Annotated in this window: 18 protein-coding genes; 10 read left to right on the top strand and 8 right to left on the bottom strand. The window is 43.7% G+C overall.

The window, feature by feature from the left end; genetic code table 11:
* Nucleotides 1-8: 8 nt before the first annotated feature.
* A complete protein-coding gene (locus tag ASD40_RS39015; protein ID WP_268795865.1) occupies nucleotides 9-137 on the bottom strand; it encodes a hypothetical protein in 129 nt (42 codons plus the stop codon).
* 397 nt (nucleotides 138-534) lie between these two features.
* On the opposite strand from ASD40_RS39015, the gene ASD40_RS03350 reads away from it, so the two are divergent.
* Entirely contained in the window at nucleotides 535-1,518 is a 984-nt protein-coding gene (locus ASD40_RS03350) for an N-acetylmuramoyl-L-alanine amidase (protein ID WP_057301917.1), read from the top strand.
* Nucleotides 1,519-2,159: 641 nt separating this feature from the next.
* Nucleotides 2,160-2,945, top strand: a complete 786-nt coding sequence (locus ASD40_RS03345; RefSeq protein WP_057301916.1) for a DODA-type extradiol aromatic ring-opening family dioxygenase — start codon at nucleotides 2,160-2,162, stop codon at nucleotides 2,943-2,945.
* A gap of 264 nt (nucleotides 2,946-3,209) precedes the next feature.
* On the opposite strand, the gene ASD40_RS03340 is transcribed toward ASD40_RS03345, so the two are convergent.
* Nucleotides 3,210-3,623 carry a thiol-disulfide oxidoreductase DCC family protein gene (locus ASD40_RS03340; protein WP_057301915.1) on the bottom strand — a complete coding sequence of 138 codons (414 nt, stop codon included), beginning with the start codon at nucleotides 3,621-3,623 and terminating at the stop codon, nucleotides 3,210-3,212.
* A gap of 397 nt (nucleotides 3,624-4,020) precedes the next feature.
* Here ASD40_RS03340 and ASD40_RS03335 point away from each other — a divergent pair, with 397 nt between their 5' ends.
* Entirely contained in the window at nucleotides 4,021-5,100 is a 1,080-nt protein-coding gene (locus ASD40_RS03335; protein ID WP_057301914.1) for a DUF3048 domain-containing protein, read from the top strand.
* A gap of 80 nt (nucleotides 5,101-5,180) precedes the next feature.
* On the opposite strand, the gene ASD40_RS03330 is transcribed toward ASD40_RS03335, so the two are convergent.
* Both ASD40_RS03330 and ASD40_RS03325 read right to left on the bottom strand, forming a co-directional pair.
* Nucleotides 5,181-6,902 carry a SulP family inorganic anion transporter gene (locus ASD40_RS03330; RefSeq protein ID WP_057301913.1) on the bottom strand — a complete coding sequence of 574 codons (1,722 nt, stop codon included), beginning with the start codon at nucleotides 6,900-6,902 and terminating at the stop codon, nucleotides 5,181-5,183.
* A gap of 163 nt (nucleotides 6,903-7,065) precedes the next feature.
* A complete protein-coding gene (locus ASD40_RS03325) occupies nucleotides 7,066-7,392 on the bottom strand; it encodes an ArsR/SmtB family transcription factor (RefSeq protein ID WP_057301912.1) in 327 nt (108 codons plus the stop codon).
* Between the two features lie 193 nt (nucleotides 7,393-7,585).
* On the opposite strand from ASD40_RS03325, the gene ASD40_RS03320 reads away from it, so the two are divergent.
* Genes ASD40_RS03320 through ASD40_RS03310 form a run of 3 tightly spaced genes read left to right on the top strand, consistent with a single transcriptional unit; the run spans nucleotide 7,586 to nucleotide 9,189 of the window.
* Nucleotides 7,586-8,182: a hypothetical protein gene (locus tag ASD40_RS03320; RefSeq protein WP_057301911.1), complete on the top strand. Its 597-nt coding sequence runs from the start codon at nucleotides 7,586-7,588 to the stop codon at nucleotides 8,180-8,182.
* Nucleotides 8,183-8,202: 20 nt separating this feature from the next.
* Nucleotides 8,203-8,772, top strand: coding sequence for a hypothetical protein (locus ASD40_RS03315; protein ID WP_057301910.1), 570 nt, complete (start codon nucleotides 8,203-8,205; stop codon nucleotides 8,770-8,772).
* A 42-nt stretch (nucleotides 8,773-8,814) separates the two neighbouring features.
* Nucleotides 8,815-9,189, top strand: coding sequence for an Asp23/Gls24 family envelope stress response protein (locus ASD40_RS03310; RefSeq protein ID WP_057301909.1), 375 nt, complete (start codon nucleotides 8,815-8,817; stop codon nucleotides 9,187-9,189).
* Nucleotides 9,190-9,222: 33 nt separating this feature from the next.
* Here ASD40_RS03310 and ASD40_RS03305 read toward each other — a convergent pair whose 3' ends face one another.
* Nucleotides 9,223-9,858: a hypothetical protein gene (locus tag ASD40_RS03305; RefSeq protein ID WP_057301908.1), complete on the bottom strand. Its 636-nt coding sequence runs from the start codon at nucleotides 9,856-9,858 to the stop codon at nucleotides 9,223-9,225.
* Between the two features lie 239 nt (nucleotides 9,859-10,097).
* On the opposite strand from ASD40_RS03305, the gene ASD40_RS03300 reads away from it, so the two are divergent.
* From ASD40_RS03300 to rlmD, 4 genes are all read left to right on the top strand, one after another.
* A complete protein-coding gene (locus tag ASD40_RS03300) occupies nucleotides 10,098-10,388 on the top strand; it encodes a YerC/YecD family TrpR-related protein (RefSeq protein ID WP_029198698.1) in 291 nt (96 codons plus the stop codon).
* Nucleotides 10,389-10,514: 126 nt separating this feature from the next.
* On the top strand, nucleotides 10,515-11,321 hold the full coding sequence (locus ASD40_RS03295) for a sirohydrochlorin chelatase (RefSeq protein WP_442952626.1): 807 nt from the start codon (nucleotides 10,515-10,517) through the stop codon (nucleotides 11,319-11,321).
* Nucleotides 11,322-11,328: 7 nt separating this feature from the next.
* Nucleotides 11,329-12,315, top strand: coding sequence for a diacylglycerol kinase (locus tag ASD40_RS03290; RefSeq protein WP_082562047.1), 987 nt, complete (start codon nucleotides 11,329-11,331; stop codon nucleotides 12,313-12,315).
* Between the two features lie 79 nt (nucleotides 12,316-12,394).
* On the top strand, nucleotides 12,395-13,969 hold the full coding sequence (gene rlmD / locus ASD40_RS03285; RefSeq protein ID WP_057301907.1) for a 23S rRNA (uracil(1939)-C(5))-methyltransferase RlmD: 1,575 nt from the start codon (nucleotides 12,395-12,397) through the stop codon (nucleotides 13,967-13,969).
* 280 nt (nucleotides 13,970-14,249) lie between these two features.
* Here rlmD and ASD40_RS03280 read toward each other — a convergent pair whose 3' ends face one another.
* From ASD40_RS03280 to ASD40_RS03270, 3 genes are all read right to left on the bottom strand, one after another.
* Nucleotides 14,250-14,996 (bottom strand): hypothetical protein, encoded by a 747-nt coding sequence (locus ASD40_RS03280; RefSeq protein WP_057301906.1) that lies wholly within the window; start codon nucleotides 14,994-14,996, stop codon nucleotides 14,250-14,252.
* 11 nt (nucleotides 14,997-15,007) lie between these two features.
* Complete coding sequence (gene dgt, locus ASD40_RS03275) at nucleotides 15,008-16,456, bottom strand: dGTP triphosphohydrolase (RefSeq protein WP_235549149.1); 1,449 nt, start codon at nucleotides 16,454-16,456, stop codon at nucleotides 15,008-15,010.
* A gap of 577 nt (nucleotides 16,457-17,033) precedes the next feature.
* Nucleotides 17,034-19,415, bottom strand: a complete 2,382-nt coding sequence (locus ASD40_RS03270) for an RNaseH domain-containing protein (RefSeq protein ID WP_057301905.1) — start codon at nucleotides 19,413-19,415, stop codon at nucleotides 17,034-17,036.
* Nucleotides 19,416-19,422: the final 7 nt, after the last annotated feature.

Genomic DNA, 19,422 nt, shown 5'->3' with positions numbered 1-19,422 from the left:
GAAAGAAATTAATTGTCATCGGTGCCTCTGATATACTTGTCTTTGTTTTTGTATTCGTACCAAAAAGCTACGAGTACACCGATGATTAAAGCAATCGATATCCAGTGGTGAGCAATGAAGTTCCAGAGGGTATTCATGTGAGTACCTCCTCTAATTTTTTTACCACATAAGAATTTATAAGTTTCCGATTTAATCGGAGGACGAAATTCTTTTTGGCGAATAAACCCAATATAGGAATCTTTGGTCGTAGACCAAAGTCTCTCCTCGCTAAGCGTGGTCGCTCATCTTCGAAAGACCTCGGTAGAAGTTTATCTCATATGAAGGATAGTTTTGGCAGGAGATGTTGGTTTCATGCATTGGGTGATTCGCCCAGGGCGGAGAATCAGTAAAATGAAGGCGGAGAACCGTGTGAAAGCAGCAACCTGAAGGCCAGAGAACGTGTAAAAGCAACAAAATGAAGGGCAGAGAACCGTGAAGGTAGCAACATGAAGGGCAGAGAACGTGTAAAAGCAACAAAATGAAAGGCGGAGAACCGTGAAGGTAGCAAAAGCCCGAAAGCAGTGGATGGCTTTCATGAGTGTTGCCATTGGGATGGTCCTAGTTCTGGTTGCGGCTGGTTGTTCGCCGCAAGTACTGGAGAGAGCGGCTATACGGCAGGTATCGCCTATAGTAAGCAAGGAAACGCCTGCGATCACGAGTAGCGCGACCAAGCAGCCGGTGGCGGAAAGTCCTGCCCCTGAGTCATCACTGCAGTTGCCTGCAGTAGAGGCTAGGACAGGGGCAGCACCAGCGCCTAAAACAAAGCCTACAGCAGATCTTACAGCAGAGCCTGCGAAAGAGCCTAGAACAGAGCCGGCGGCTTCTAAAACTGCTGGCAAGCCTCAACAAGGAAGGCTCGTCATGCTGGACCCCGGACATCAGCGCCAAAGTAATAATGCTCCTGAGTCGGTAGGCCCGGATACGCGGGAAACCAAGCCAAAGGTCAGCTCCGGCACGGTCGGCGTACGAACGAAAAAACCGGAATATGTGCTCAATCTGGAAGTTTCACTGCTGATCAAGGACGAGCTGGTCCGCCGCGGTATAGAAGTTGCGATGACCCGCGAGTCACATGAGGTTGATATCAGCAACAAGCAGCGTGCGGATATGGCGAACGAAGCAGGAGCAGCGCTGGCTGTACGCATTCATGCGGATGGCGATAGTTCACCGAAGACCAAAGGGTTTTCGGTGTTGTATCCGTCGGCTTCCTCAGCAGCGGTGAAGCCTATCGCATCAGAAAGCCATGAAGCAGCTGGCTTTATTCTAGAGCATCTGAAGGCTGCGACCGAAAAGGCTGGAAGAGGACTGTCAGCACGCAGCGACTTATCAGGCTTCAATTGGTCCAAAGTTCCAGTTGTGCTGGTCGAGCTAGGCTTCATGACCAATCCGGAAGAAGATGAGCTAATGTCCGAAGCGGAATATCAGAAGAAGCTGGCCCAAGGTATCGCAGACGGGATTGAGCAGTTTTTGAAAAGCCGATGAGCCGCCACTATACCCTGCAAAGTGAGCTAACCTATAGCCAGTGCACGAGCTGTAAAGATGTTTTTCATCGTTACAGATGCGAAGGGGAAGTGAAATCGTGTCTCTAACGATGTTTTACATTCTTACAAACGAGTAAAAAGCAGTTTTATACGGCTGAGCGAAGCTGTAAAGATGTTTTTCATCGTTACAGATGCGAGGTGATGTGAAATCGTGTCTGTAACGATGTTTTACATTCTTACAAACGAGTAAAAGGCAGTTTTATACGGCTGAGCGAAGCTGTAAAGATGTTTTTCATCGTTACAGATGCGAGGGGAAGTGAAATCGCGTCTTTAACGATGTTTTACATTCTTACAAACGAGTAAAAAGCAGTTTTATACAGCTGAGCGAAGCTGTAAAGATGTTTTTCATCGTTACAGATGCGAGGGGAAGTGAAATCGTGTCCGTAACGATATATTTCATCTTTACAGCTGAGAAGATAATCTAAACGAGCGAGTGATAGCAAAGAGAAGTTCGTTCCCCACGCTCAAACATAGGCTTTAGACAAGAACCTGGCCATCGGTCAGGTTTTATTTGTGCTCAAAGGCGTATAATGTATAGTATATTGGTAAAAAGTTACCATTTAGGAAGAAAGGGGATCTGCCATGCTGCCATCTTTTTTCATTGCCCATGGAGCACCGAGTTTGGCGATCGAGCAGCATGCTTACACCGAGTTTTTGCAGAAGCTGGCCAAAAGTATTCCCGCGCCCAAAGCCATCGTGCTGTTCAGCGCACATTGGGAAAGTCCCGTGCAGAAGATCAGCTCAGCGATTCATCTGGAAACGATCTATGACTTCTCGGGCTTTTCAGAAAAGCTTTATGACATTAAGTACCCAGCTAAAGGGGATTTGACGCTAAGTTTACATATACAGCGATTGTTTGAGGAAGAGGGCATTCGTTGTGAGCTCGATGATGAGCGAGGCTTGGATCACGGGGCGTGGGCACCGCTGCACATTATGTATCCAGATGCGCAGATACCGGTGGTGGCGCTCTCTGTGAATCCGCGTTTGACAGCGGAAGAGCATTATCGCATCGGCGCGGCATTAGGCCCCTTGCGGGAAGAAGATGTTCTTATCCTTGGCAGTGGTGGGACGGTTCACAACTTACGCAGGTTGGATCAGAATAATCCTGTGCCGCAGGTGTGGGCGGTGGAATTCGATGAGTGGTTGGCGGAGCAGCTGGAGACGTGGAATTTGGATGCGCTCGTTCGATATGACGAAAGAGCGCCTAACGCGCGTGAGGCGGTTCCGACGCCGGAGCATTTTGCGCCTTTGCTGCTTGCACTAGGTGCGGCAGACACTGCACGCAGGGCTAAGCTGCTGCATCACAGCTTTCAGATGGGCACGCTGAGCTTGTGCTGTTGGATGTTCGGCGGGATAAGGAAGTCGTAGGCGTACTGAATAGGATGGAATGAGGCTGCGCAAATCGCGCTGGAAACCGAGCTGGAATCGTGCGTTAACATATGGAAAGCGAGTGGGGGAATGCAGAAACTGCGTGTGAACCACGAGGAAACTAAGCATGGTATCGAGCAATACTGGTGCGGAACAGCGGGAAATTAAGCGAGAATCGTATAGAAACCGAGCGAAACAGCGGTAAACTAGCGAGTATCGGTTGTTGGAGCCCAAGCGAAAACTACGCGAAAAACATCCCGGTCGCTAATCCAAGAACCGCGCCTTGAACTCAGGCTTCGGCAGCATGCAGTGCTCGGCTTTGCCGAACCAGCGATAGCGGTTGCGCGCTACGAACGAGTAGCCCAGATTCCTCAGCGGAGCGGGAATGATGATGGCCGCATACGCTAGGGGCCAAGCGCCACGCAACCGCCGGGCAATGCGTAGAGCAGCGGTCGAACGGGTATAGGAGCGGCCGCCCTCGATCAGGACGATCGTGCTGATGATATCCATAGGCAGGTTGTGCTGCTCGAGCAGCTTTTGGCCGCTATCTGACTGTAAGGAAGCGAAGCGGAAAATCCCCTTCGGATCGTTCCGCAGGATGAACTGAACAGCTCCGCTGCACAGATTGCAGACCCCGTCGAACATGACGATGGCATGGTCATCGGTAAGCTTGGTCATGGAATAGCCTCCTTTTTGGCGAGTAGGGAATAGTTAAGTGGTTGATGCAAAAAGTGCATCTAATTCGGGTGGTCAGACCGTCTATATAGGTAGAAGCTGCAAAAAGTGCAGCAAAAATGGCTTCTGAGAAAGAAGCATTCCAGCAACCAAGTCCATCACGCAACCCGTAAACAAGCGAATTAACCAACCGGAAGCAATCCGGTAAGCACGCCTATGACACAAATATGACAACTCAGCACCACACTTACCCAGCAATATACACATCATACATCTCTCCCTACTATATCACAGTCGCGGGTCCAACTACCTCAGCACCACTAGCACAAAAAGTCTTCTACCTTTCACATCACTAGCATATACATTTACTAGAACGATTAAGAGAAGAGGTGCAGCCCTGTTGAAATCATTGCCTTTATTCCGCCGAAAAAACCTTAGCGCCTGGCTCGTCCTTGGATGCTCTGTCATAGCCATTGTCGGTTGCAGCGATACGCCTGCTTCCTTACCATCCGATAGCCCGAATGCCGCTGAAGCCACGTCCGCTGCTGCATCGCCGCCTTCCAAACCTGCGACCACAGCTGTGGAGACGGAGCTGCCATATAAATTCCCGCTGACGGGTTTGCCTACCGATAAAGAAGTGAAGAGCCGGCCCTTCATGGTTATGGTCGAAAATGCCCCGCAAGCCAGGCCCCAAACCGGCCTAGATCAGGCGGACATCGTCTATGAGATTCTCGCAGAGGGCGAGATTACGAGATTCGTCTCCGTATTCCAGAGCCAAGCAGCGAAGACCATTGGTCCCGTGCGCAGCATACGCCCTTATTTCGTGGAGATCGGCGACGCGCTCGATGCGGTTATCGTCCATGCCGGCTGGAGTCAGGAAGCGATGGATATGATGGCAGGCCGCAAGCTGGCCCATCTCGATGAGGTGTATGGCGATGGCGCCTACTACTGGCGCGCAACCGATCGTAAGGCACCGCACAACCTTTATACCTCTGTGGATAAAATGAAGCAGGGCGCCGAGGCGCGCAAATTCCGTTCCGAATGGAACGGGCCGCTGCTCACTTTTGCCAAGGAGGGTCAAAGTAAGCTTACCGGCGCAGCCGTGAATTATATTCAAATTCCTTATATTCAAGGGTATTTCGTTTCCTATGAATACAATGCCGCTGAAGGTGTATACAAACGCAGCATGGAGGGCAAGCCGCATCTCGACAGGGAGACGGGCAAGCAGCTGCAAACCAAAAATCTGCTCGTACTCGAGAGCAAGCACAAGATTGTGGACAAAGAGGGGCGTCGTGAAGTCGACGTATTCGGACCTGGTAAGGGTGTGATTTTGCAAGAGGGCAAGTCTCAGCAGATCACGTGGGAACGCAAAAATGGCATGCTTCGCGCCTATGCGAACGATGGCAAGGAAGTGCCGCTGCTGCCGGGCAACACTTGGGTTCAAATCGTGCCGGAGGGCACAGCGTTGAAAATGGAATAGCACTAGATAGGCGCAGAGAAGCCGCCCTGCTTGGGTTTAGAACCAAGACGAGGCGGCTTTTCTCGTGCGTTTTTTTGGAATTATTTTGACCTGACCGATAGTTGATGGCATTCACGGAACGCAAAATGCTTACACCCCAGACATTGAGAGTAGTTAAGTTTTGTTAAGGCAAAGCTAACCGCGTCACCTGTTTTTTCGAAAAAGTGTTCCTGACCAATGAGTTCGTCTAATCTTGTTTTCTTCAGCATTTGGCGTGGTTGGTTCTGTAGTTCGGAAATGATTACGGTGCCACCGTGCTTGTTAAAGTGCTTGACGATACTTGATAAATTAGATTCCCCGGTCGTATCCATATAGGGAACGTTGCCCATTTTCAATATTAACACTTTGGGTTTGTAATGGATTTCGTCCATAATGGACTTCTCAAACATGGTTGCAACCCCAAAGAACAAAGCTCCTTCGACGGTATAAATACTGATTTGAGGGCAATAGTGCTGTTCATTAACCATATGTGCTGCTACTTTTTCATTCTTATCGGAAGGGTCGGGCAAGACCTTTGCAGTAATTAGCAGATCGCTCATATGTTTCACAAAAATGATAACTGACAAGACTAATCCAACCTCAACAGCGGTTGTTAGATCCGTAAAAACAGTAAGAAGGAAGGTAATAAGCAGAACGAATGACTCCGCAGTTTTGGTTTTTAAAACGTGGGCGAACTCCTTGCGTTCGCTCATATTCCAAGCAACAACCATTAAAATGGGTGCCATACTCGCAAGAGGAATGTTCGAAGCATAAGGAGCAAAGAAGAACAAAACCAACAGGACGACAATACCGTGAATGACCCCAGAGAAGGGAGACTCCGCTCCATTTTTAATATTTGTTGCGGTTCGTGCAATAGCCCCTGTTGCGGGAATACCCCCGAACAATGGCGTTATCATATTAGCGATACCTTGACCAATCAATTCACGATTGCTGTTATGTCTGCTTCCTGACATTCCGTCAGCAACTACGGCTGAAAGTAAGGATTCAATGCCACCTAACATGGCTATTACAAAAGCGGGTTTTATTAAAGATTGAACGTTTTCAATTGAGAGTGCAGGAAAGTGTATGCTAGGCAAGCTATTTGGAATTGCACCGTAGGTAGAACCGATGGTTGCAATTTTGTCAGGATAGAATAGGGATGCTGCAACCGTAGAAATCAATATTCCCACTAATGAGCCAGGAATTTTAGGTAAAAGCCAAGGTGTCAGAATGATAAGCACCAGACAAATTACAGCAGTTAATACACTGTACATATTGATTGTTGAAATGTGAATGCCTATTTCCTTCATATTGGCAAGAAAATCTTGATGTTTTTGTAGATTACTTAATCCAAGGAAATTGGCAATTTGTCCTGTGAAGATGGTAACGGCAATTCCTGTGGTAAAACCTATTGTGACAGGCCGCGGAATAAATTTAATGACACCGCCTAATTTAAAAATCCCCATGAATAGCAGAATGACTCCTGCCATAAAACCTGCGATAAGCAAGTTTTCGTACCCATACTGCATCACAATCGCAAATAGAATGGGAATAAATGCTCCGGTCGGACCGCCAATTTGAAATTTTGAACCACCAAATAATGAGATTAATATTCCGGCTACAAACGTAGTGTATAATCCGTATTCAGGCTTTACGCCTGAAGCAATTGCAAACGCCATTCCTAATGGAATGGCGACGATACCTACGATAAGACCTGAAATCAAGTCTTTTTGAAATTTTTTTCGATTATAGCCTTGGAATCTGCCGCTAAAAGAGAGTTTCATAGCTGATCTCACCGACCTAAATATTTGATTATTTGAATATATATAAAATCATATATCCAAATCAATCAGGTGTCAATTTGATATTTCTAGATAAACAAGCGAATTAAACAAAAAAGAAGCAAATCGTCGAGAATAACAACCCGATTCACTCCTTTTTTGTGAATTACTGATTTTTTATATTTTCTAACATTGAAATAGCACTCACAAGATGATTGTCAAAGATCTGCTTGGTAACCGTTAGCAGGTCTTTAATTAATGGGTCTGTTAGAGAGTATACCACAGAGGTTCCGTCTTTAATCCCACGGACTACGTTTTTATTTCTTAATACAGCTAACTGTTGTGAAACGGCAGAACCTTCACTGCCCAATATCGTTTGTATCTCATTAACGTTTTTGTCGCCTTCGACTAAAACTTCAAGGATTCTTATCCGCAGTGGGTGTGCTAACGCCTTGAAAAAATCCGCTTTAAAATGCTGTATTTCTTGATACATAGCGTTCTCCCCTACTATAAATATTCGAACATTTGAATATATAAAATATCATATCACAAGCCGGAAAGCATGGATTCCAAGTTTCAAAATCCTTTGCGTTTTTAAATACTTTTCAGTTATAGTATAAGTTATAAATATTCAAAAAATCAAATATATTGTTATTTGAGACTATGAGGATAAGGGTTGGGTCTGAATGCTCGTTGGTGACGAATTATATATAGCTACAAGAAGGTATCTTATCGACTATGGCATGCGGCATTTAAATGGATTAGGGGCAGACCATATTTGTAAAGTGTGCATTCAAAATGGCGGTTCTTGTTGTCGCAGTTGCAGTCACTTAGTAGACGGTGCGGGCTGTCAGAATAGAAATACAAGCTGCACGTCTTGGTTATGCGGATACTTAAAATTATTATTTTACAAAGCAGGCTTGATTAAAGATTGGCATACATTTTGGGATGAAGTTCCTGGTATTGATTTTAGACAGGATTTTACCCCTCCATTGGTGAAAATGACGACACATCTTGAAGTTTCTATGATGAGAGAACTGGGCGAAGCGCTAGCGAATGATCTTAAACTTAAGTTGAGTAGAGATAAGGATAATATCGATTTTATTGTATTGGCTAGTGATTTGGATGAACTTATTGATGAGATAGAATTTGCTGGAAATTCAGATATCTCCACTCCATTAATAAAGAGGCTCAATTACTTAATCAAAGACTTTCATGAGTTTCAGCAAGCCATAAAAAACATTGAATTACACAATAGGGGAGAGAAAACGACTCCAGTGTAAAGAGGAGGGATTCTGATTTAATGATTACTTCTAGACAGATGGTTATTGAGCAAGGTCTTGATTACTTAAGAGATGTTGGCTCAGACCAACTATGTAACATTTGTATAGCTAATGGAGGATCATGCTGTAAAGGCTGCAGAAACTTATCCTTTAAAAGTGGTTGTAGAGTTCGCAATACGAGTTGTACGGCATGGTTATGTGGATTTCTCAGGTACTTTCTTTATGAAGTAGATCTTCTTGAAGAATGGCATTCATTTTGGGAACAAGTGCCTGGGCGAGATTATCGGGAAGACTATACGCCAGATTATTTTGAATTTCAAAAAACGTTAACAAAACGAGACCTTCGTTTTCTTAGCCACGAACTTGCAGAGGATTTAAACATATTATCTAAAAATTATCCCGAACAAGGTTATATGTTTGTTTTAAGAGAAAGAATCGATAGTAACTTGGATCTTCTGTTTGACGGGGAATGTCCAGATAAAAGGGCTATTATTAAAAGTAATTTAGGAGCATTATCAAGCGAGTTTCACCGATTTCATAAAGCTCTTGAAACTTATCGTCAGCAGCTGGAACAAACAAGCCTAGTATAAGGGGATCGAAGAATATATATCAAGGAAGTGGGAGGGATTCATTTGTCCGAGAATTCGCAATCCGGAATTATACGTATATCTGACGATGTTATTTCCATAATAGCTGGGCTCGCCGCCCTAGATACACCTGGGATTGCTTCTATGTCAGGCGGCATCTCTGAAGGCTTTACTAAGCGCATGAGCGGAAAAAATGCAAAAAAAGGCGTGTTTGTCGAGATTATGGAGTCGGAGGCCGCCATCGATCTGCGTGTCATCGTCAATTACGGCACTATGATTCAGGACGTATGCCGGAATCTTCAAGAAAACGTAAGGGAATCAGTGGAAAACATGACGGGGCTTCGAGTTGTGGAAGTAAACGTAAAGGTAGAGAGTCTAGCAGTTAAGAAAGAATTGGACGTGTTATATAAAGAAAAATGAGCAGTTTGCAGTCTGCTCATTTTTTCTATCATCTTATCGGCGTTTACGTTTGTTTAAGGAGGTTTTGGAGACTCCTTTTCTTCTAGGGCCTGAGCTTGATTTCTTACGGCGTTTGCGTTTGGGTTTAAATATTTCTTCCAAATCGTCCGATGAATTTACTTTTCCTTTGCCAATCGCACCAAAAAGGGTTTTCACCATAGGTGCCATTTGTTGGAAGGTGCTCATGAACTTCTGGACCTTGCCCATTGTGCCGAGGATGCCGTCAATACCACCCATACGTTCAACGAAGCCGGAGATTTGCTTCAAATTCAAGCCGCTCAGCGGGTTAGACGAAGCCCCGCCAGCTGCAGCTCCACCACCGCCACCTCCTAAGAGGTTGCTAAGGAAATTGCCTCCGCCGCCACCACCTGCGCCGCTAGGATTTCCACCACCACCACCAAAAAATCCGCCACCAGCATTACCGCCGCTTGGGCTACCGAAGAGATTACCGCCTCCTTCGAAAGGAGTAGGAAATCCTCCTCCGCCTTGTGAAAATAGATTACCGCCACCGCCTAAGCCTGGATATTGGCCGAAGCCGCCATCACCAATTTGCGGAGGTAAAGTTAAGCTTCTTGTATACACCTCAGGACGATTACCGCCATTGCCAATGATTTGTCTTTGGTTGCTCACTAGGATTCACGATCCTTTATTATCAGATTTGTCTCCTACAGGATATGTCACTTGCCTACCGTTGGTATGGACGAATGTCACGGGTCTAGTTAAATGTCACAATTCACCTCATTAACGCATAGAAATTTTAACGTTTCGCAATCCTAAAGGAAGGATTTATACGTGACGTGTCGAATGTTACACAGGAGCTTAACTGATCTTATAAGCTAACATGCTTTTCTACCGGGAGTTGACAACCTATGCAATTAAAAAAATTAAATGATAAAGCAATAGACCAGCTTTTTGAAGCCGTGCTGACGCTCAAAGATATTGAAGAGTGCTATGTCTTTTTTGATGACTTATGCACCGTGAACGAGATTCAATCGCTTTCCCAACGCCTTGAGGTTGCTCGCATGCTGCGCAAGGGCTGTACGTATAACCAAATCGAAGCCGAGACGGGCGCATCAACAGCAACCATTTCTCGTGTCAAAAGATGCCTGAACTACGGAAACGACGGCTACGTGCTGACGCTGGATCGTTTAGGTCGTTAATGAAGTCAGTTGTTCGAAAAAAGAATGTAAGATCCTGCGTTACCTTGCGTAATGCGGGATTTTTCCTGTTTATTTGTAGGTCAATTGACATGTGGGAACACATTCGTTAGCATAGGAATTATAGGCATGGTTAGAACGGGTGGGGAAAACAAGATGAGAGTGTATGGTGTGCTAGTCATAAGCCATGGATCTCGGGATGAGGGCTGGGTTCAGCTGGTCGATGATGCCGTGTCTGCGGTCAGGATGCCGATGAATGTTCCGATCTTCGCTTCTTATCTGGAGTTGGTGGAAGGCCGATTAATTCAGGATGGTATTTATAGTTTAGAGGCGCAAGGCGTGACGGATATGATCGTCGTTCCACTGTTCGTGTCCTCTGGGAGTACACATATTGATGAAATCAGCTACGCCCTAGGTGTGATTGAGCAGCCACTGCTCGAGACAGATATGGAACCTTTTGATATCAAGGCGCGCATTCATTTCACATCACCAATTGATGACGACCCCGTTATTGCTGAGATTATTTATGCGAAAATCAAAGAGCTTTCCGAATCGCCAAGTCAGGAAATCGTCCTGCTCATCGGTCACGGAAGTAAAGAGAAGGGCTTCCATCTTAAGTGGCGCCAAGGCTTAGAGCTGCTCGCGGAGCGGTTGAAAGCTTTAGGCGGCTACGACGAGGCGGATGTCGCTATGCTTTTGCCAGATCAAGTGAAACAGAAGATGACAGGGTGGGCGCAAAAGAAACCTGACCATACCGTCGTCGTTGCGCCGCTTTTTCTAAGTGAAGGCTATTTCACGACGCAAGTCATCCCTTCCCGCATGGAAGGGTTCGAATATCGGTACAATGGACGGGCGCTGCTGCCTAGTCCGCTAATTTCCAAATGGATCGAGAAGCAGATTGCTTCAGAAATCGCAGAAGGCGAAACAGGTGATTGAGACAATGGTGGTCAAAAGAGCAAGACTGATCTATAATCCGACTTCTGGCCGGGAAGAAATGAAAAAACGTTTGCCAGAAATTCTTCAGCGCCTGGAGCGGGGCGGCTTCGAAACATCCACTCATGCCACCATCGGTGAAGGCGACGCAACACTCGCAGCGGCACAGGCCGTTAGCCGAGGCTTCGATCTGATCATCGCCGCAGGCGGAGACGGTACCCTGTGCGAAGTCGTCAACGGCATGGCCGAGAGGGAGGGCAGGCCCCCGCTTGGCATTTTGCCGCTGGGAACGACCAACGATTTTGCCCGAGCGCTAGGCATTCCTAAGAATTTGGAGTACGCCTGCGACCTGATCGTTCAGCAGTACACAACCGACATTGATGTAGGCAAAATCAACAACCGCTACTTCATCAATATCGCCGGCGGCGGCTCGATGACCGAGCTGACGTACGAAGTCCCAAGCAAGCTCAAGACCATGATCGGCCAGTTGGCCTATTATATGAAGGGACTGGAGAAACTGCCTAGGCTGAAGCCGATTGAGCTGTACGTCAAGGCAGGCGACAAGGAATTTCATGAGGAAGTCATGATGTTCCTCGTCGGCAACTCCAACTCTGTCGGAGGCTTCGAGAAGCTGGCTCCGGAAGCTAGTATGAATGATGGATTGTTTGATGTGCTGATTCTACGCAAGTGTAATCTTGCTGAGTTTATAAGAGTGGTTACGCTCGCACTGCGCGGCGAGCATTTGAGCGATCCGAATCTGATTTATTTCCAAACGAATCATATCGAGATTAATTCGCCGGACTACGTTCAGTTGAATCTGGATGGGGAGTTCGGGGGCACGCTGCCTTGTGTGATGACGAATTTGAAGAGTCATTTGCAGATTATTGTGGATGAGTCGGGGCAGTCGATTTATAAGAAGACGTTCCTAGAGACGTTGACCACGCCGTTTCATTTGAGAGGGAATGGGCAGAGTCATGGGGATGAGGAGCAGGAGTAATTCAACCTTTTCGTCCTGCTAACTAAATGAGAGATTGAGCTATTGTTTAATTTTAGGTTTTTATTAAAGTGAGGGTCTTATGAGAGCAAATGGTAAATCTGGCTCTGTGTCAGGTAAAGATAGAGGAACTGGGAAGTTTGGGACGGCAGGGAATAGAGGGAATTCCGGTAGGACTGGGAATTCTGGAAAAGCAGGGAATTCCGTCGCGAAGGCGGCTCCAGCTTGGATGGCCGATCTGCCGGTGCAGATTGGGCAGCAATATGAGGCTGAGATCATTGGGATCAGCCATGATGGCGAAGGGGTGGGCCGTGTGAACGGCTTTACCCTTTTTGTCGCTGGTACGCTGCCTGGAGAGCGTGCGCTTGTGCGGGTGGAGCATTTGAAGAAACAGTATGGTTATGCTGCGCTTGTGGAAGTGCTGGAAGTGAGTCCGGATCGGGTTAAGCCGGATTGTGGGATCTATGAGGAGTGTGGCGGCTGTCAACTGCAGCATCTCAGTTATGAGGCGCAGCTTCGCGTGAAGCGCCAGCAGGTTGTGGATAATTTGCAGCGGATTGGGAAGCTGCAGGTTGCGGGTGAGCCAACACTAGGTCATCTTGGTGCTGGTGCTTCAGATGAAGGGATTATTGTTCATCCTACGCTGGGGATGACCGATCCATGGCGGTATCGGAACAAGGCGCAGGTTCCTTTTGGGGAAGAGCAGGGCGGACTCATCGGCGGATTCTATGCGCAGGGTAGTCATCGCATCATCAATATGGATGAGTGTTTGATCCAACATGAGTCGAACGACGAAGTCGTTGCTCGGGTGAAAGAGATCGGCGCGCGGCTTGGTATTCGCGCTTATAATGAGGAGCGTAATGACGGACTGCTTCGCCATGTCGTCGTCAAAGTCGGCTTCCGCACGGGAGAGATCATGGTCGTACTTGTGACGAACGGCACCGAGATTCCTCGCGTCGCCGAGTGGGTTGCGGGCATTCGGGCTGCGCTGCCCGGTGTGAAGAGCATTTGCCATAACATTAATGTGAAACAGACGAATGTTATTTTTGGGGATGAGACTAGCGTCCTGTGGGGCAGCGAGGTCATCTATGACTATATCGGCGATGTGAAATTTGCAATTTCCGCGCGATCGTTTTATCAAGTGAACCCCGTCCAAACGGAAGTGCTGTACGGGAAGGCTTTGGAGTACGCCGCGTTAACCGGCGGCGAGACAGTTGTCGATGCCTACTGCGGCATCGGGACAATTTCCCTGTTCCTCGCCCAGAAGGCGGGACAGGTGTATGGGGTCGAGATCGTCGAGGAGGCGATCGCAGATGCACGGAAGAATGCCGAATTAAACGGCATGACGAACGTTCACTTCGAGGCAGGCCCAGCGGAAGTGCTCCTCCCCGAGTGGACACGTCAGGGCGTCCGGCCCGACGTGATCGTGGTGGACCCGCCCCGCAAGGGCTGCGACCCGGCGCTGCTCGAGACGATCCTCGAGCTGCAGCCGCGGCGCGTCGTCTACGTGTCGTGCAGCGCATCGACACTTGCGCGCGACTTGCGCGTGCTCGTCGATGGCGGGTACGGCGTCGCGGAGGTGACGCCGGTGGATATGTTTCCGCATACGACACATATTGAATCCGTTTGTTCCTTGATTTATAAGGGTTTCGATTAAGTGTGTGGGATGTGGCTAGAATATATCGCCGGTAATAAACTGGTGTGTTATTTTGATGCGAAAGCGACCGATTTAGGGGAGGCTTATTTTTTGGATATGTAAGACTGGAAAGTATGTTTACAGTGGGTATAAGGCTAATTTGCCTTCCTAAATAGAATCTTTTCCGAAGTTAAAACAACTTCATCAACTAGCCGATCAACAGATAGAGAAGATAAAAAAAACCATCAGGTTAATTACAAAAAAAGAAACGTCACCTTTTCGATGATCGTTTCTTTTTTTGTTACCAACGCTTTGTATGAGGCAAATTAATGATCGATTGATAATCGATTTCTGTTATAAAATTCTCCCCATAATGTTTCATCTCAGCCTGCAACAATTTCAATTTAGGATTGTGTGTTTGATCTAACCATCTGTCAATATAAAATGTTAAACGATCCGATAAAACTAAACCCCACTTATTTTTGAGAACAATTGCTCGAACAATATTGACTTCAGGATTAGGGTTTAATCTTTCTGCATAATCATCAAGTATTATATCCAATATTCCATTGTCAGCTACCTCGTTATAAATGGAGGCATCAATTGTGCCTCTGCTAATGTTAACCTGTAGGGCATCAATATTAAAAAATGAACCTTTAACGATATTCTCCTCAATTGGTTCTAAAATGTTCTCTCGAAAAGCCCAATGATTTTTAATGCTCCAAATATCAAATTCAAAGTCGTCAATTAGAACCTTATATCCGCCAAACCGATTTTTCTTAAATTGAAACCCTTCAAATAATTCTTCAAAGTCAGTTTCAGAACTATTAATAACAAAATCAAAATCCCTTGGAAGAACATTACTACATAAATCCCGCACAGCACCACCAATAAGTATTAGCTCCCCGTAGTACTCTAAATTTTTAAATAATGAGCTTATTTTCTTTGAAGATCTTCGTAGTTGAGTCATATAACTAATAACTACTTCAGCAGAATGTACTTTTGTTACCTTCCGATGGCTATGGCTATTGCACATCGAAGTATACATTTGTATCACCCCTAAAGTTTAATTCCTGTCAATTGACGGTAAAATTCTAAAGCATATGTATCGGTCATCCCACATATAAAATCTGTTACAAGTAATAAGCGGTCGAATAAACTAATTTCATTTCCTGTTTTCTCTAAAGGATATGTCTCCATTATATACCGATAGTTATCGGAAATTAAAGAGTAAAGTTTGCCTGCTTTAGAACCTGATTTTTTTCTATCCTCTACAGTCATTTCTGCATTGAATAACTCATCAGAAGTGACAGCTTCAACAAATAAGTTAAGTAAACCACAGATAACTTGTTGACCTGCTAGTTCCCGCATAACAATTTCTCTATTTTTAAATATTATTTTAGCAAGATCCTTAAATGCTTTCCTTACATTTTTGGAATCTGATGCAAGTATAATATCTTCGTCAAACTTACCACTTAGTATTTCATCTTGTTTCTCAACAAATTTGTTTACAACAGAAGAAATCATATCACCTTGAGCTTCAATTCTAAACAGTTGAACTGCTAACCCAAGTTTATCTTCATATAAAGCAGGCGCACTCTCATAGAATTCGATAAATTTTTTGTAAAGTTCTTTATCTTTTTGTCTCGGGCTTTCACTTAGTCTAGTTCTTAATACCTCTTCAATTGTATTAAAATCGAGAACTTTCTTTTTACAACCATCTTCTAAATCAGCAGCAGAGTAAGCAATATCATCTGCTGCCTCTAGTAAGAAAGCAAGTGGATGTCTACAATTACCTATACCTGTTTTGTCAATAAGTTCTAGAAACGCTGTTTTTTCTGCTTGAAAGTAACCAAATTTTTTGAAACTAATTCCCAATTGTTCTTTTTCTATATCTTTATTTCCTTCAGTAGATGATCTAGGATATTTAATTACACTAGCTAATGTAGCGTATGTTAAGTTAAAGCTTTTCTCGTCTTTTAAAAATTGCAATTTTTTCAGCAGTCTAAAAGTTTGTGCATTACCTTCAAAATTTTCAAAATCTGCCACTTTATCCGCATTTTCAGTAATGGCTTTAAATGCCTTACCTTTCTCATTGTTCTTGAACCAGTCTTTAAAAAAATTTTGAATAGCTGATTCACCATAATGTCCGTATGGAGGATTCCCTAAATCATGTATAAGGCCCGCAGCAGCTAATATAGAACTAATCTTTCCGCTATGTTCTGTAATTTTAAATAAATCCGGTCTTTTTTCAGAAAGAATCCTTTCAACACTAATTCCAATCGAACGTCCAATAGATGAAACTTCTAGAGAATGTGTCAGCCTAGTTCTTACAAAATCACTATTATCAAGTGGAAATACTTGGGCTTTATCTTGTAGTCTTCTTACTGGTGCACTAAAAATTAGTCTCATATAATCATTCTCAAAAGCATTTCTTTTATCTACTGGTCCTAGAGGTGATCTCGTCCTATAGGTATTAGCATTTAACAGATTATCCCAGTTCATCATTTATATTTCCTCCATGTGTTTAGATCTAGTAATAATAACCTATATACTTCAAAAAAGGTGTCGAATTTTGACGAATATATTTCTGGAATGTATATGACACATGCGAATTTTGTTATCAAAATAATATATTTTTCCAACTCACCCCAATTACAGGGTGAGGTCAAACAGCAAGTTTGGAGGATTCTTGAGATTAATAAAGCAAGCGAGTACTGCCACATCAGGAGTTGTCCATTTTACGCAAACCATACAATTGAGAGCGTTTTTCCCTTGATCTATAAGGGTTTAGAATAAGTATAGAGGATAGTTGGGACAATATTCCAAGCGGCTATACAGCAGCAATGAAAATAAAAATAGATCCTAAAAACTAAAAAGTAAGGACTTGGATTATTCATCTAAAACCATGGAAATGGGTTTAAAACGGGGTTAATAGCATTATGACATTCAGATTTAAGGATAACCCAGAAGATATTATACTAATTTCATAATTTATTGAAGTTATATTTTAGGGGAATTGAAATAAAAGTAAAACCCGTCTCTAAGCTTATCTAGCATAAGACGGGTTTTACTATATGAAGAACTAATTGTAAGCATCAAGCGTTTCTTGTAAATATCTAGAAAGATGAATAGGATAAGGGTGATTTGTCGCAGGATCAAAGGTAAGTGTTATATGGCGCATTAAATGTATAACGTAAGCCAATAAGTCTCGTTCGTAATTGTCTTCAATCCCGTGGAACTGTATTTCAAATGTTGCGCGTCGTCTATATTGTTCATTATCTTCATCTCTTGTTCCTAATGAAGGGGTTTTTGCTATTCTAGTCCCAATTGAATAATATGTACCATTATGCTCGAAGAGTAAATTTCCCGCGGATGGCGCTTTGGTACGTTTACTTATTTTAAAAGCAATGGGGACTTTATCTGAACCTACAGTGTAAGACATGATGCGAAAATCTTCTAGAGTACGCAGTTCCGTTAGATAATCTGAAGGTGTAAGTATTAGTCCGTTTGGTTCCATACTTGAGCGGATTAGTCCACCTAGGCCATCACGTGTAGGTTTGGATACGTTACGAACAAATGACTCTTTTCCTAGTAATATTATTGCTTCGTGAAAACTCACCCAGCCCTCACCAGGAAGTGAAATCTTTATAAATCCATTCTTAAAAGCGACAAGAGCAGGAATGTATTCTCTTTTATATTTTTGGGAGTATAAATAAAACGGTAAATAAATGGAATTATCGGGCCATATTTCACTATACTCATTTGCTAAATGGCCTGTTACACCAACTCTAACGAATAAGTCATACAATGATTTTAATATTCGATTGTGAAAAGATCCTCTCTCTTCTTTATGAAAACATTGGGTATGATATCCGATGGAACGAAGACAGGATACAATAGTGGATTTCGGATCTCGTGTCTTTTCATCAGTTTTCTTTGATTCGTGCCAAGGGTCAATTTCAATAAGTGCAAACCCATCACGGGTTGTTTGAAATGAATTGAGTATCTGTTGCTTCCTATCATATATGCTCTTTTCTATTGTATTAGAAGATGTAGGCAAGATTCCAAACAATTTTTCTTTCCACTCTTTAATTATAAATTCCACCGAGAAATGAAGTATTCCATCTTCATCAATATATTGATATGTATTAGGAGAAGATTCAAAAATCGTGTATTTAGGATAGCTGTGGGGCATTTTTTGTGAATATTGCTCGGGTGGTACGGTATCGTGGATTGCATCACGTAAAAAAGAAGCTATGGATTCATTTCTTGAAAAGACTTCAATGATCATTTTTGGAATTGTAACGGTATTGAATACTGGATACTGAACCCCATCCCCTCCAAGTGACTCTTTCTTTTTAATGGAAGATTGAGGTTCAACTATTTTAAGATTAGTTACTCTAACTAGTTCCTCATATTCGTCTATGTAAGTTTTATAAATATCTAGTTCTTCATAGGACACGCCATTTTTTAGTACATGTTCTCTCCTTGTAGCATCTTCAGGTAAATAAGGTATTACAGCCATTAGATTGGAACAATTAGGATAAAATGAAGAAGGATCCTCTAAAATTTTGTCTACCGGAATAGAAATGTCGATTTCCTCTAAGTTCTTCAAAATGTTACTTTGTACAATTCTTGATTTATTAGTTGAACCTTTAATTTTCTCAATTGTAACAGCGAAAAAGCGCTCAGTTATTGGTGAATATATCCACAGACTTCTATTATTTTGACGTGGGAATGCGTTATAAACGAATTCATTTTTACCAATATTTAGTAATGGACTAAGGATGTAGCGAGAATAGGATGGGGATACAAGTAGGGTCTCCCGATCAGTTTCATAAAAATTAATGTATAACGAGCCATGCTGGTTAGAGTAGATGTCTCCTTTACCATCAAATGTGCTCGGTACCATTGGGATTTGCATTGTTTTGTACATAGAGTCAGTACCACATCCACGTACCCAAATTGACTTCTTATTCTCATCCTGGGACTTCTCATTTAACTTTTGTGAGAAGGAGTAGGCATAATAAGCTGAAAGTAGCCCTCTGAGCTTCCGACTCTCCCATAAAGTGGTTTGCTCAATCTTCAATGATTCCGAGTCAAAATCAGGCAGTATCAAATTCAAGCCTTCGCCAGCAAAAAAAGCAAACTTGCGAATGAAGATTTCTTTTATATAATTTGGTAATCCAGGTAAAAAATAAGCGAATGGCCGTGTACCAAGTAGAGAGTCCCGAGCGAAAGAAATAAAAATAACATCTGAATAACATGCTTCCGTAAGAAGTCTGAAATCAGCCAACGTTTTAAACCAAGATCCATTAACTGAAACAACAGGGCTTAAAACAGCGGTTAACCACTCAGGAAGATAGATTGCTTCAAGAATGATTTCTTCCATTTTTTCTGAATTTAAAGCATATTCCATTAATATTGGTATATCCGAACTTTTTGTTTTTACATCAGATATCATGAACGGC

The sequence above is a fragment of the Paenibacillus sp. Root444D2 genome (assembly GCF_001426375.1).
Lineage (GTDB): Bacteria > Bacillota > Bacilli > Paenibacillales > NBRC-103111 > Paenibacillus_E.
This window is presented reverse-complemented; position numbering and strand designations above follow the sequence as displayed.